General features: G+C 65.6%; 7 protein-coding genes and 1 CRISPR repeat array (1 of these 8 running past the window's edge). All 7 genes read right to left on the bottom strand.

Features of this window, described 5'->3' with window-relative positions; translation table 11 throughout:
- Positions 1-316: 316 nt before the first annotated feature.
- Entirely contained in the window at positions 317-3,403 is a 3,087-nt protein-coding gene (locus ElP_RS07680; protein WP_145268053.1) for a type I restriction endonuclease subunit R, read from the bottom strand.
- A 31-nt stretch (positions 3,404-3,434) separates the two neighbouring features.
- Positions 3,435-6,116 carry a DUF4268 domain-containing protein gene (locus ElP_RS07675; protein ID WP_145268052.1) on the bottom strand — a complete coding sequence of 894 codons (2,682 nt, stop codon included), beginning with the start codon at positions 6,114-6,116 and terminating at the stop codon, positions 3,435-3,437.
- A gap of 320 nt (positions 6,117-6,436) precedes the next feature.
- The gene (locus ElP_RS07670; protein ID WP_145268051.1) at positions 6,437-7,600 is read right to left on the bottom strand and encodes a hypothetical protein; all 1,164 of its coding nucleotides are present in this window, start codon (positions 7,598-7,600) and stop codon (positions 6,437-6,439) included.
- The gene (locus ElP_RS07665) at positions 7,597-8,100 is read right to left on the bottom strand and encodes a DUF4365 domain-containing protein (RefSeq protein ID WP_145268050.1); all 504 of its coding nucleotides are present in this window, start codon (positions 8,098-8,100) and stop codon (positions 7,597-7,599) included. The genes ElP_RS07670 and ElP_RS07665 overlap by 4 nt, the downstream gene beginning before the upstream one ends.
- A complete protein-coding gene (locus ElP_RS07660; RefSeq protein ID WP_197446797.1) occupies positions 8,097-9,416 on the bottom strand; it encodes a restriction endonuclease subunit S in 1,320 nt (439 codons plus the stop codon). Before ElP_RS07660 ends, ElP_RS07665 begins: the two co-directional genes overlap by 4 nt.
- Before the next feature lie 7 nt (positions 9,417-9,423).
- Positions 9,424-11,016: a class I SAM-dependent DNA methyltransferase gene (locus tag ElP_RS07655; protein ID WP_145278292.1), complete on the bottom strand. Its 1,593-nt coding sequence runs from the start codon at positions 11,014-11,016 to the stop codon at positions 9,424-9,426.
- A gap of 416 nt (positions 11,017-11,432) precedes the next feature.
- Positions 11,433-12,299 (bottom strand): CRISPR system precrRNA processing endoribonuclease RAMP protein Cas6, encoded by an 867-nt coding sequence (gene cas6, locus ElP_RS07650; RefSeq protein WP_145268048.1) that lies wholly within the window; start codon positions 12,297-12,299, stop codon positions 11,433-11,435.
- Between the two features lie 1,557 nt (positions 12,300-13,856).
- A CRISPR array of direct repeats spans positions 13,857-14,123; the repeat unit is 23 nt; unit sequence GTTTCAATCCCCTCGTGATCGGG; it runs 149 nt beyond the window's last position.

Here is a 14,123-nt window from a genome sequence, read left to right as displayed (position 1 = left end):
CATTTCGGCATCGGCAATACGGCGGCTCTGCGTCGGCCTTGTGTCTACACCCCTTATGGTATCATGGTTTGCGTCGAAATCAAGGCGGTATCGGGTAGACGGTGCGTCGGCGATACACCGCCGGTGTTGCCCCAGATTTGCCCCATTTTTCTCCGGGTGGTCGCGGCTCGGGGAATGAGCCCCTTGCCAGTCAGCCATCATCGGCAGTGCTTCCACGCTGGCCCACGACGCGATCCACATTGACCGAGGGGATCGGCGCCTGCCTTCGCTTGAACGGCCAGAAGGCCGGGCTCGGGGGCGTCCTCCGTGCCCGGCGTCAGGCCGCCCAGTCCTTGCAGAGGGCTTCGGCCTGGGCCAGGACCGTCAGGGTGGCCTGCTCCTGCTTGTCCGGCGGGTAGCCGTGCTTGCGGAGCAGGCGTTTGATGATCGTCCGCAGCTTCGCCTTCACGCTCTCCTTCTCCGTCCAGTCGATCGAGACGTTGCGCCGGACCGCCTCAACCAGTTCGCGGGCGATCGTCCGCAGCGTCTTGTCGCCGAGGACCTTGACGGCGCTGTCGTTGACCTCCAGCGCGTCGTAGAAGGCCAACTCGTCCTCGGTCATCCCCAGGGCCTCGCCCCTGCGGTGGGCTGCCCGCATCTCCTTGGCCAGTTCGATCAGTTGGGCGATGACCTGGGCCGTCTCGATCGAGCGATTCTGGTAGCGCTGGATCGCCTGCTCCAGCATCTCCGTGAACGACCGAGCCTCGATCAGGTTCTTGCGGGACCGGGCCTTGATCTCGTCGTTGATCAACTTGCGGAGCAATTCCAGGGCGAGGTTCCGCTGGGGCAGGTCGCGGACCTCGGCCAGGAACTCGTCCGAGAGGATGGAAATCTCCGGCCGCTTCATCCCGGCGTCGGCAAAGATGTCGATGACGCGGTCGGTCGCGATCGCCTTCGAGACCAACTGGCGGATCGCCGAGTCGATCTCGTCCTCCGACTTGCCCTCGGCCGGCGTGTACTTCACCAGGCCCGCCCGGACGGCCTGGAAGAAGCCGACCTCGTCTCGGATCGCCTGGGCGTCCTCGTGCGGCACGGCCAGGGCGAAGGTCCGGACCATCTTGGAGACCTCGTCCATGAACCGGGACTTGAGATTGTCCTCAGGCGCCCCCTGGTCCCTCTCCAGGATGAAGTTCATGGCCCCGGAGACGAGCCCGAGGCGCAAGCCCGGATCGTCGCTGTGGAGGGCCGAGAAGTCGAAGCCGTGCAGCATGGCCGAGACGACCTCGTGCTTCTCCAGCAGCAGGGCGACGGCCTCCTCCTTCGGAATGCCGGCCTGCTTGCGGTCGCCCTCGGTATAGGCGGCCAGGGCCTTCTTGAGGAAGTGGGCCAGCCCGAGGTAATCGACGATCAGCCCACCGGGCTTGTCGCGGAAGACCCGATTGACCCGCGCGATCGCCTGCATCAGCCCGTGCCCCTGCATCGGCTTGTCGGCGTACATGGTGTGCAGGCAGGGGGCGTCGAAGCCGGTCAGCCACATGTCGCGGACGATGACCAGGCGCAGGGGGTTGGCCGGGTCCTTGAACCGCTTGGCGATCGCCTCGCGACGGGCCTTGGTGCGGATGTGCGGCTGCCATTCCTGGGGGTCGGCGGCCGAGCCCGTCATCACGACCTTGATGGTCCCCTGGGCGTCATCGTCGCTGTGCCATTCGGGCCGGAGCCTGATGATCTCGTCGTAGAGGTCAACGCAGATGCGCCGGCTCATGCCGACGATCATCCCCTTGCCCTCCAGGGCCGCCGTCCGCTGCTCGAAGTGGGCGACGATGTCTCGGGCGATCAGCTTGACCCGCTTCTCGGCCCCGACCATCGCCTCCAGCCGAGCCCACTTGGACTTGAGCTTCTCCTTCTTCTCGACCTCCTGGCCCTCGGTGACCTCCTCGAACTCCTCGTCGAGGTTCGGCCTCTCGTCCTCGTCGAGGGCGATCCGGGCCAGCCGGCCCTCGTAGTAGATGCGGACCGTCGCCCCGTCCTCCACGGACCGGGTGATGTCGTAAACGTCGATGTAGTCGCCGAAGACCGCCTGGGTGTTCTTGTCGGTCGCCTCGATCGGCGTGCCGGTGAAGCCGATGAATGAAGCGTTGGGCAGCGCGTCCCGCATGTGGCGGGCGAAGCCGTCGATGAAGTCGTACTGGCTGCGGTGGGCCTCGTCGGCGATGACAACGATGTTCCGCCGATCGGAGACGAGCGGGTACTTGGCCCCCTTGGTCTCGGGCAGGAACTTCTGGATGGTCGTGAAGACCACCCCTCCCGAGGCGACCTTGAGCATCTCGGTGACCTGATCCCGCCGCTCGACCTGCACCGGCGACTGCCGCAAGAGGGCCTGGCAGATCGAGAAAGTCCCGTAGAGTTGGTCGTCGAGGTCGTTGCGATCGGTCAGGACGACCAGCGTCGGGTTGGCCATCGCCGGGTGCTTGACGATCTTGCCGGCGTAGAAGGCCATCGTCAGGCTCTTGCCGCTGCCCTGGGTGTGCCAGATGACACCCACCCGCTTATCTCCCTCGGGCGAAGCTGCCCCGACCGTGCAGGCGACCGCCTTGTTGACCGCGTGGAACTGGTGGTAGCCGGCCAGCTTCTTGACGACCGAGGCGCCGTCGTCCTCGAAGACGATGAAGTTTCGCAAGAGGTCCAGGAACCTCCCCTTGTCGAAGACCCCCTTGAGCAACACTTCAAGCTCGGGCGTCCCCTTGGGGGCCACGTCGTCGCCCTCGACGGTCCGCCAGGGCATGAACCGCTCCCAATCGGCCGTCAGCGACCCGACGCGGGCCTCCAGCCCGTCGGAGGCGACCAGGACCTCGTTGCAGGAGAAGAGGCCGGGGATGTCGTGCTTGTACGTCTGGAGTTGGTTGAACGCTCCCCGGACGGTGGCGTTCTCGTCGCCGGGGTTCTTCAACTCGACGACGGCCAGGGGCAACCCGTTGACCAAGATGACCACATCGGCGCGGCGGTTGCGCCGGTTCTCGACGACGGTGAACTGATTGACCGCCAGCCAGTCGTTCCGGTCGGGATGGTCGAAATCGACGAGCCAGACCTTGTCCCCGGCGATCGAGCCGTCCGGCCGGCGGTACTCGACATCGACGCCCTCGGTGAGCATCCGATGGAAGCGGCGGTTGTTCTCGACCAGGCTCGGCGTCTCGGTTCGCAGGACCTTGCGGGCGGCCTCGTCGATGGTCGGCGCAGGGATGCCTGGATTGAGCTTGGCGAGGGCCGAGCGGAGGCGCCCCTCCAGCACTACGTCGGCATAGGTCGCCCGTTCGCCGCCCGGCTCGCCGGTTCTCAGGGCGGTCCCTTGGAGGACCATGTACCCCAGGCCCGCGAACCAGGAGAGCGCGGCGTCCTCGACGACGGTTTCGGAGATGCCAGGGCTCATCGGTGCGACTCTCCGGCGCTACGGGATCATGCTACTCTTCGTCGGGCGTCCCCTCATCCATGTTCGCCGCGTCGCTCTCGCCATTTGACGGGCCTGCGTCCTGGGCGTGGGCAAGCTCCTCGGGGCCGATCGCCATGATCCTCGGGATCACAACCCCGTGGAGGGCCTCCAGCTTTGCCCGGAGCCAGGCTTGCTGGTCGGGCCAGTCCTGCTTACTCCCTGGAGCGACGCCTTCCCGCCTGATCCTGATCTTGCTGTGCTTCTTGCCATTCTGCTCGATCCATTCCAGCGGCTCGCCGAACGCGGCCTCGATGGCCTCCCGCTCGCGGGCGAGGATCGCGAAGTACGCCTTGCCCTCGTCGTACCACAGCGTCAATTCCGCCGCGATTGATCCGTCGCGCAGGTTGACGACGGCGGTAAGCTGGGCGCGTGCCCTCCCCGTCGAGAACGAGTACCACGGATCGGGCTGGGGCTTCCTGGGCTTCAACTCGGTTGTCGAGCCGATGAGCAAGTCGCGGAATGCCGTCCAGTAGTCGATGCGGAACTGCTGGGTCTCCGAGGATGCCCCGTCTACCTGGCCCCTCGCCTCCTCCGCCTTCGGCCGGGCAACGTGGGGTCCGAGGACACGCCGAAAGGTCTCCAGCGAGCGCCGCATCCAGTCGTAGTACGACGGCCAGAGGGTCTCGTCGGTCGGATCGACCGGGTTGTGGATGGCGATCTCGAAGGTGCCGTCCTTGGAGGATTGCCACCAGGCCAGTCGAGACCCGATCTCCGCCTCGATCGCGTCCTGATGCTGGCGAATCAACTTGGATTGCCGATCCGCACTCTTGCTGTAGAAGTACGCGCTGACTGCCAGCCGCTCTTTCTTGAGGTTCAGGTAGGCATACAGGGCGCACCCGACCCCCAGACGCTCGCACCGGAGGTTGTACTGAGTGCCTGGTTCGGACGGGGACAGGTCGCTCCCCGACTCCTTGAGGAACTCGTGGAACCCGGTCCAGTATCGGAGCCGGAGATCATAGCGAGACGGGCCGGCCCGGGCGGCCCCGTCGCTGGCCCGCTCGACAGGGGCGGCGGGGCCCGGCCAGATGCGGCCCGCATCCTCGGCCATCGCCTGGGCACGGGCCTGAATCTCGGACTCGCCCCATGCCACGAAGTCGCCCAGGCGGCGGGTCAGCACGATGTTGCTGTTCCTATACGCCTCCCGCTTGGTCGCGAAGGGCTTGTTCAGCAACTCGGGGTTGTAGCCGGTCAGGGTCAGGTTGCCTGGCGTGTGCAGCCAGGTCGTTTGGACGCGGGCCGACTCCGGGCCGAGTGCCTCGCGCCAGGCGTCGGTGATCGTCTGGGGCATGATGTGCTCGACCTGGGCCTTCGCCAGGTCGGCCGGCTCCTTGTGCCCCTTGGCCCGCTCCAGGGCCTCCAGGACCACCTTGCGGTAGCGACTGTGGTAGAGGTCGAACGTGACGAACTGGCGGACGAAGCGGGGCGTGTCGGGGAACCCGCGTGCCTCCAGGAACCGCCGCAGGTCCTCCGGGGGAGCCTCACCGATCGACCCGGCGGCCTGTACGAACATCCGGGCGTAGCCCCGCGAGTTCTCGCCGCAGACCAGCCGCCGCAGGATGAACCCGGTGAGCAGCCGCAGGCACTCGACCAGATCGGCTGGATTCAACTGGCCCCGATGTCGGCGCTCGTAGAGGTTCAGCAACAGGGCGAAGGCCGTCGAGCTTTCCAACTCGCGGAGCCGGACCAGGGCCGCCTCGACTTCCGGGTCGAGATCGGGCCGGTCGCCACGCAGGATCGCGTACCATTCCGACGCCTGCTTCAACTCGACGGTGACCCCCTTTGGGTCGAACGCCGTAGCAGAATGGCGGCGCTGGAAGGTGTCGAAGGTCTCGGCCGGCGGGACATACTCGCCGTGGCGCATCAGGTGGTCGCGCAGGAACGACGAGAACCCATCGGCGTCGAGGATGCCCTGGTCGTCCTCAAAACGCCGCTCCATCGGCTTCCAGAGGGCCTGGTCGAAGTCGTCCTGGTCCTCGACCGGCACGTTCATGAAGACGAAGTTGCGGATCAGGTCGGCCGGCCCGAGCGGGACGCCGGTCGAATTCAGGCTCTTGAAGATGTTGAACGGATTCTCGCCCTCAAGCTGGGCGTAGACGAACTCCAGGCGCTGCCGCAGGAGGTCGTAGAAGGCCCGCAGGCCGGCCTCCGTGCCCGCCCCCGGGATTGTGGTCAACCGGCCTGCGAAGTAGCGCACAGCGGCTCCCAGGCGGCCGTCGGCCGGTGGGACTCCGTCGATGCAGGCGACGAATTGCTCCCGATCGCGGAGCTTTGGGAAGACCCGGAAGCGGTCGTTGCCCTTCTCGAACTGGTGGACGAGGGACGAGACCTCAATCTGCATCGCCAGTTCGCCGAATCCGGCCGCCCGAGCCGCGTCTCGCAGGGCACAGAGCATCAGCGAGACGGTGGTCAGCCGCTGCTGGCCGTCGATCAGGTGGGAGCGGTTGATCCGGCCGGGCATGAACGTCTCGGGCACCATCACGAGGAAGCCCATGAAGTGCCGGCCGGTGCGGTATGGCTCCTGCAAGTCGTCCAGGTCGGACCAGAGCTTGTCCCACTGGGGCTGATCCCAGCGGTAGTACCGTTGGAAAACCGGGATGACGTACTGGCTCGGGGAGGCCAGGATTTCGCCCAGGGTCAGGTTGTTCGACTTCATGGTGTTGCCTCGACCGACAGGGCCATCCACCCTGGGAGCATCAGCATCTTAATTGGAAGTCGCAAAACGGGAGGAGCTTCGGGCGAGTTGTGACTGATTCCGAGGTTTGCGTCGAAATGGCGGGGGCGTTTCAGGCAGCCCAGATCGGAATTGGACGGACATGGACCGGAATTGGACCGATGTCGTTTCACTTGCTCCCAACGAGGAACCATTTCGCCTTCCGACCCTGCCTCAGGGAGTCGATCGATTTCGGCCGCTTGCGGGACGCCAGGTCATTTATGCACCTAGACGACAAAACGCAGCGGCCCCCAGCGGGCCGGTCACGGTTCCCCGAGGACCCGGAAGTCACGCGGCTCCGAGAGGACGAACTCGCGCGCCTTCGTCTCCTGACGGATGATCCCCGTGACTGCGACCCGCTGTTCGTCGCGGAGGGCGTCGCAGGCTTGGGCGAACTCGTCGGAGTTCAGATCAACCTTCACCCGGGCCGGCACACCCCCGACCTCCGTAGCCATCACCATCCACCCGCAGATTCCGGGGAACAGGGGCCGTGCCGTCCGCTTCACGTTGCCGACTTTGCCGATGTAGGTCTCGCGTCGGGCGACGGCGCGGACTCGAAGCTGGCGGCCGGCCTCGGCGATAATGTCGAAGTCCTCCTTGGGGAAGGAGACAGTCTCGGGGACACCGGCCGGCAGGTGGGACCGCGATCGAGCCCAGGTCACCTTAATGTCCAGCCGAGACTCGTCGCCCGGCGGCTTCATCGCCGCGAGGGTTTCGCAGAGGTTTGCGCTGACCCCCTGGTTCACACCCTCCAGGATGCGCCCCGTCTCCCCAGAGCGGATCGCCCCGGCGACGAGGCCGAGGCTTTCCATCAACCGGGTCGTGACCCGGCGCGGGAACGGCTCGATCTCCTCCTGGAGGTCCGCATCGTCGAAGCCGAGCGTCTGCTGAATCTCGGGCGGGACGGGCGTAATGATCGTGGCGACGAAGCTCCCCCGCTCGGTCTGGCCCATCCGGCAGCTTTTCAGGAAGTCATCGACCTGCTTGAGCGTGCGCTGGGGCAAAAGGGGCTGGGGTTGGATCGTGCTGTAGGCCGAGGCCCAGAGCAGTTGGCGGCCCCCCCCGATCAACTGGATCGCCTCGTCGAGCGGCAGGTTGCCCAGCGTGGCCACCGAGCCGACTACCCGGAAACGGAACACGTCCCCCGGCGGCGTGGCCAGGTCGTTCAGCACCTGATCGACCGGCCGATCCTCGATCCTGGCGATCGCCACGACGACATCGGCCATGCGGAGGACGTAATCCCCCAGGCTCCGTTCCATCGGGACCACCAACTCGACCCCCGCGTGATCCGGGTGGCGGAGCGTGACGGCCTTCGGCAGGTCGGCGTCCCCTTGCGGGCGCCACCCCCGGCTGGTCAGGTACTGCTTCACGTCCCCCGGCCGCAGGGCGTTGACCTGCTCCCTGGGGAGGCGCGACGGCGACTTCATAGCGTCTCCCTCCGGGCGGACCGTCTCATCAGGTCGCGAAGGCCCTCGACCGAGAAGATGTTCGCACGCGGCAACCGGACCGGCACCTTATCGCCCTTCTGGGTCGCGGGTCCGAGCCCGGCGAGGTTGGCCCAGTACCCGCACCGGCGGATCGCCAGTTCCTCGACCGAGTGCCGGAGCCAATCCGCCTCCGCCTTCGGGATAAGGACGACGATCAGCAGCCGAGGAACGAGGAGTTCGGTGTACCGAAGATCATCATAGTTCTTCCGCTTCAAGCGGTAAACGACGTGGTCGTCGCGGACCGCGAAATCGGACGTGCCCTTGAGTTGAACGTCGATCCTGGGCGGACAAGGCAGGTCCGCGACAATCCGGCCGGCGATCGCGAAGTCGATGCTGTCGTCGTCCACGCGCGGCTCGTGGAGGGTGTACCCCGCCGCCGTGGCGATCGCCCGGAGGTAGACCTCGCTCCATTGCTCCTTGCGCTGGCTCAGGTCCATCATGGCCGGGACTCGACCAGTTGCTCGGCATGCTTGACGCGGACCTCGCCCGAGAGCAGCTTCGGCAACAGGGTGTCGCGGAGGGCGACGAGGGTACGCGATTCGTTGAGGTTCGCCAGCACCCGGCCGAACAGGCTCGACACGCGAAGCTCGAAGCACGTTTGGACCTCGGGCGGGGGAAGAATGACCTTGGCCCGCTCGAAGGTCGTTGTCGTGATGGTGTCGAAAACGGAGCCATGGGCGGCATGAATCAGGTCGTCCACGAGTTCGCGGAACAGGGAGTTGAGGTAGAAGTGGTGGCCTGTCCGCGAGCGGAGCGCGTAGCAGGTCTGGTTCATGGCGATGTCCCCGCCGAACATCGTGAACCTGCCCGTCGTCGCGCCGCGAGCGACCACTACGGTGGACAGCTTCGGGATGATCTTGGTCGAGCTATTCGCCAGACCTAGGTCCGTGATCGACCGCTCGGTGTTGATGAGGAAGGCGTCGCCGCACTGGCTCACGTCCTTCGCGCTCGCCCACGGGATGCCACCATCCCAGTACGCGCTCTCCGAGGTTTTGGGCGTGCCGCCACTGATGAGGCCCGCCTGGTCGAGGAGCGGCCCCACGGCCCAGCCCTCCGGGATCGGGCCGAGGGAGGAGTCGGCGAACGAGGAGGGGAACAGGGCGGCGGTCTCGGAGTCGATGACGGGCGGCTGGCGGCCCTCCATCTTGGCCCGCACGGGGTCGAAGTCCAGGAACCACGACCGGAACAGCGTCCGGGCGATCGCCTCCAGCGTCGCGTTCATCCGGCGGTTCAGGTCGATCTTGTCGTCGAGGGAGCCGAGGATGCGACCGATGTCGGCTTGGATGTCGATGGGAGGCAGTGTCAATACGAAGGCGTGCTGATCGGCCAAGCTCACATAGTCTGCAACCATCGAACCGTGGGTCTTGACCGCATGGAGGTTCGCCTGAAACTCCGGTCCAGTCAGCATGTAGTACAAAAAACGCGGGTGAATACAGCCCTGGTTGATTACTCGCCAGTAGCACACTTGGGGGGCGAAAACGACCTCAGGCTGATCTGGGCGGAGGTAGCCCACGCGGCCGACGGTTCCCTTCGAGATGAAGGCAACATCGTCTGGCTTCGTCAACTTGTTCCGCACCCTATCCCGGTGTTCGGGGAGTATGTGATCAACAACATCAGTTGTGATTGAACCATCGCCTATGTCTCCACCCCGAACGAACGGGATACCAGTCGAACCAAGCTCGCGGTTTGTGACTCTGTATCCATCGTTGATCACCAATTTTCCACTGCTGACCAGCGAACCAACTCGGACTCGCATCCAGCCTTCATGTTGCATTTCCGAGTCCCTTTAGGTTGTCGCGGATAGCACCCTCCAGCGCTTGACACTCGGCGAACTGACCCTCCAGCTTCTCCAGCAATCGCTCAATCTTGACCTCGAACGGCTCGCCGTCGTCCTCGACATCCTCGGCCCCAACGTACCGTCCCGGCGTCAGCACGAACCCGTGAGCGGCGATCTCCTCCAGCGTCGCGGCCTTGCAGAAGCCCGGTACGTCGGCGTAGTGCCCGGCGTCGGGCTCGCCCCGCCAGGCGTGATAGGCCCGGGCGATCCGGGCGATCTCCTCGGCTGATAGCTCGCGGTGGGTCCGATCGACCAGGTGCCCCAACTTGCGGGCGTCGATGAACAGCGTCTCGCCCCGGCGGTCGCGGAACTTGCCGTTGCCCTTGTTACGGGCCAGGAACCAGAGGCAGGCCGGGATGCCCGTGGTGTAGAACAACTGCCCCGGCAGGGCGATCATGCAATCGACGAGGTCGGCCTCGACGATCCTCCGCCTGATCTCCCCCTCGCCCGACTGGTTCGACGACATCGACCCGTTGGCCAGCACGAAGCCCGCCACCCCCTTCGGCCCCAGGTGGGCGAGGAAGTGCTGCACCCAGGCGAAGTTCGCATTGCCGGCCGGCGGCGGCCCGTGCTGCCAGCGGGCGTCCTCGCGGAGCCGGTCGCCGCCCCAGTCGCTCACGTTGAACGGAGGGTTGGCCAGGATGAAATCGGCCCGCAGGTCCTTGTGCTGGTCGTTGTGGAAGCTGTCGGCGTGGACCTGGCCGAGATTCGCCTCGATGCCCCGGATCGCCAGGTTCATCCGGCAGAGCTTCCACGTCGTCGGGTTCGACTCCTGCCCGAAGATCGACAGGTCCGTCTTCCGCCCGCCGTGCGCCTCGACGAACGACTCCGACTGCACGAACATCCCGCCCGAGCCGCAGCACGGGTCAAGCACCCGCCCCTTGTACGGCTCGATCATCTCGACCAGCAGCCGGACGACCGACTCCGGCGTGTAGAACTCGCCCCCGGCCTTCCCCTCGGCGCTGGCGAACTTGCCGAGGAAATACTCGTAGACCCGCCCCAGCAGGTCCTTCGAGCGGTGGTCCCGCTTGCCGTCGAAGAGGTCCGCGTCCTCCCGGTAGACCAGTTCGATCGTCCCGATCAGGTCGATCAACTCCCCAAGCCGCGTCTGGTCCAGCGTCGGCCGGGCGTAGTCCTTCGGCAACACGCCCTTGAGCGACGGGTTCTCCTTCTCGATGGCCTCCATCGCCAGGTCCACCCGCTTGCCGATGTCGGCCTGCTTGGCGTTGTCCTGGAGGGCCTTCCAGCGGGCCTCCCTGGGCACCCAGAAGACGTTCTCGGCCGTGTACTCGTCCCGGTCCTCCGGGTCGGCGTGTGGCTCCTTCTGGAGGGCGTCGTACCGCTCCTGGAAGGCGTCGCTGATGTACTTGAGGAAGATCAGCCCCAGGGCGACGTGCTTGTACTCCGCCGCGTCCATGTGGCCGCGCATCTTGTCGGCGGCGGCCCAGAGCTTTTCCTCGAAACCGAGCTTCGCCCCGCTGCCGTTCTTGCCGGCATTCGTCGCCTTGCGTCGCGCCATCATCGGCCTCCCCGACCACCTGAACAACATGGCATTATGCATGACGGCGCCGGCGTCGTCTATGCCCTATCAGGCGACTTCTCCTGTCTATCGGCCGATCCCCAAGCCAGCACCCAGCCTGGCTCGTCCTCTGGCCTTGCTTGCGGCACACGGCTCGGCGGTCCACGTTCGATTCCGTTTGCCGACGAAGAAAAGCCGGCTCCCAACGCGGGAGGCCGGCCTCGACGAACCCCAATACGACGGACGGGCGATCCGATCACGAGTTCAAGGCCGTCGCCACCCTCCAGCAGACCAGGTTTCGGCGTGATTCGCACGCGAGGCGGCCGGAGGCATCCATGAAATCTCGCGTCACCGCCATCGGAACAGCCGTCCCGTCCGATGACACAGGCACCGATTGCGGCGGCACGCCGGGGGCCTCAACGGTGGGGCTCGTCGGCGTCGAGGGCCAGGATGCGGACCTGGCCCAGGCCCATGACAGTGCCCTTGCCCAGGTGGAGCCACTGGGCGGCGGCCAGGAGCGGGGCAAGCGGGCCGGGGCCATCGGGCAGGTCGAGTGAGCCGACGACGCCGCGTAGCTCGACCTCGCGGTGCTGGGAGCCGGAGTAGCGGACCAGGTCGAGCCGGCGGCCGCGCCAGGTCCGGTGGGGTACCGCTCGGGCGGCTTCGAGCCAGGCAGACCGCTGTTCCCAGAGCGGATCGGCGGCCGGGCCGAGCAAGCCGCTGATCCGGCGGAGGGCCGCGAGTGCCAGGTCGGCGGGCGTCGGCGAGTCGATCAGCCGACCCTGACGGAGCAGACGCAAGGGGGCCGGAATGTCGATCTGGCTGCCTGCGGCGATGCTCCCGGCCGGCCAGGGCAGCGGGGCCAGGGCGAACCCCGGCTGCACCCGCGCCGGCCCCAGCGGGGTTTCGTCCCAGGCCAGGGGGACGGCCGCCGTGATGCGGAACGGCCGCCGCTCGGGGCCAAGGCCCCGCCTCTCGGCCTCGTCCCACGCCGCCCACAGGGCCGCTTCGGCGTCCGGGTCCGACCGGCCGAAGATGAGAAACTCCACGGCCGGTGCCGGCTCGGCCTCGTGAGGGGCCGGTCGCATCAGGTAGCGGGGCACGCCCGCCTCGCCGCCCTCGAAGACCTCGCGATACTGCCCCTGCGACCCGTCCCGCAGTGCTGCCCCCCAGACGCCGCGCAAGAGGGGCACCGTGGCGAGGACCCCCGGCGTTGCCAGGTGCAGCCGCCAGGCACGGACGTTCAGGTCACGTAAAACTGCTGTGTCAGATGATAGGTCCATCGGCGAAATCCCCTCGTATTCGGGGCGAGGGCGTGCGGCATCATCTGGAACACTGTCGCCTTGCAGATCAGCCTCCCGGAATTTCAATCGCCTCGTGAACGGGGCTGGGTCGTGCAGATGCAACGACTCCTGGCTCTACAGGAGCGGCTGGTACTACGGGTTTCAATCCCCTCGTGATCGGGGCGAGAGAGTGCAGGGCGAATCGGGCCCGGTGACCATCAATGGCCATGCCTATTGGTTTCAATCCCCATGTGATCGGGGCGGGGTCGTGCAGGCTGAACTGCTGGCACGCGAATGAACTCATCTACCAGGCTGAGTTTCAATCCCCTCGTGATCGGGGCGGGGGTGTAGAGGTTGTTTCGTGCGATCTGCATGAATGGAAACATTTGGGAGTTTCAATCCCCTCGTGATCGGGGCGGGGTCTGCCGACCATCGTGTCGTGCCTCTCCTGCGGCGTCGAGGACCACGTGTTTCAATCCCCTCGTGATCGGGGCGTAGCCGTGCGGGAAGGCCGAGCAGGAGCAGCGGGCCGGGCTGTCCAAGATGATTCAATCCCCTCGCGATCAGGCCGGGGTGGTGCGGTGGGCAAGGACGGTGTGTTCCGGAAGGCACGCACTCGGAAGGTGTTTCAATCCCCTGGTGATCGGGGCGGGATCGCGCGGCAATGCCATCACCGGCTGGAACCGCTGCAAGCGGACCAAGGCTTTTAATCCCCTCGTGATCGGGGCGGAATAGTGATAGAACCGAAAGGATAAGCTCATGCACAGATTCGTTGACTCGTTCCAATTCCCTCGTGATCGAGCGGGCTCATGCGACACCTGTGTCGATTCCGACGGGAGGAACTTGAAGGTCTACGGTTCAATCCCCTTGGAGGTTGTGTGTTGTCGGATCGAGCACAACGAGACCATGAAAGCGGTACTCACCGTCCGGTTTCAATCCCCTCGTGATCGGGGCTGGGGCTTGCGGAGGTTCGGGTCAAGCCGTGGGTGTACGACAACTATCCCATGTTTCAATCCCCTCGTGATCGGTCCGGGGTCGTGCAGTCGACTGGATACACACACCAGTGGAGAGACGGTCGCTTGTTTCAATCCCCTCGTAATCGGGGCGGGGTCGTACGCCCGAACAAGTGGACGATCGCCAAGTTCATCCACACGAACTGGTTTCAATCCTCTCATGATCGGGGCGGGGTATACGGGTCGACCGCCGCCAACGAGCACCCGAAGAATGGCCGGGTCACGTTTCAATCCCCTCGTGAACGGGGCGGGTCGTGCAGTTGGTCTTCTACCAGACGGGGTACGACACCTTCAATCTGAGGTTTCAATCCCCACGGGAACGGGGCGGGGGCGTACGCCGCAGTTGAAGCTGTGCCCCGGCAGACTGCTCATCCTGGTCTGCATTTCAATCCCCTCGTGATCGGGGCGAGGTCGTGCAGATCGGCATCATGCCGCACCAACTGCAAGCGATCACCTGGATTGCGTTTCAATCCCCTCAGGATCGGGGCGGCGTCGTGCGACAAGGTCCGCAACGTACCCGAGATACTTTGCTTGATCCAAACCGAGTTTCAATCCCCTCGTGATCGGGGCAGGGCGTCCAGCCGAGGCCAAAACGGATGACGACAACATCATCTTCGGCCTCAAGTTTCAATCCCCTCGTGATCGCGGCGGGGTCGTGCAGATCGACTTCACCGGGACGGATGGCGACAAGGTCCACGTCTTGTTTCAATCCCCTCGTGATCGGGGCGAGGTCGTGCGGGGAGATGCAACTGGTATGTCACTTTCCAATCGCTGTAGAGTCGTTTCAATCCCCTCGTGATCGGGTCGGGGT

It is taken from the genome of Tautonia plasticadhaerens, assembly GCF_007752535.1.
GTDB lineage: Bacteria > Planctomycetota > Planctomycetia > Isosphaerales > Isosphaeraceae > Tautonia > Tautonia plasticadhaerens.
The sequence above is the reverse complement of the archived record's forward strand: the minus strand, read 5'-3'. Positions and strand labels throughout refer to the sequence as shown.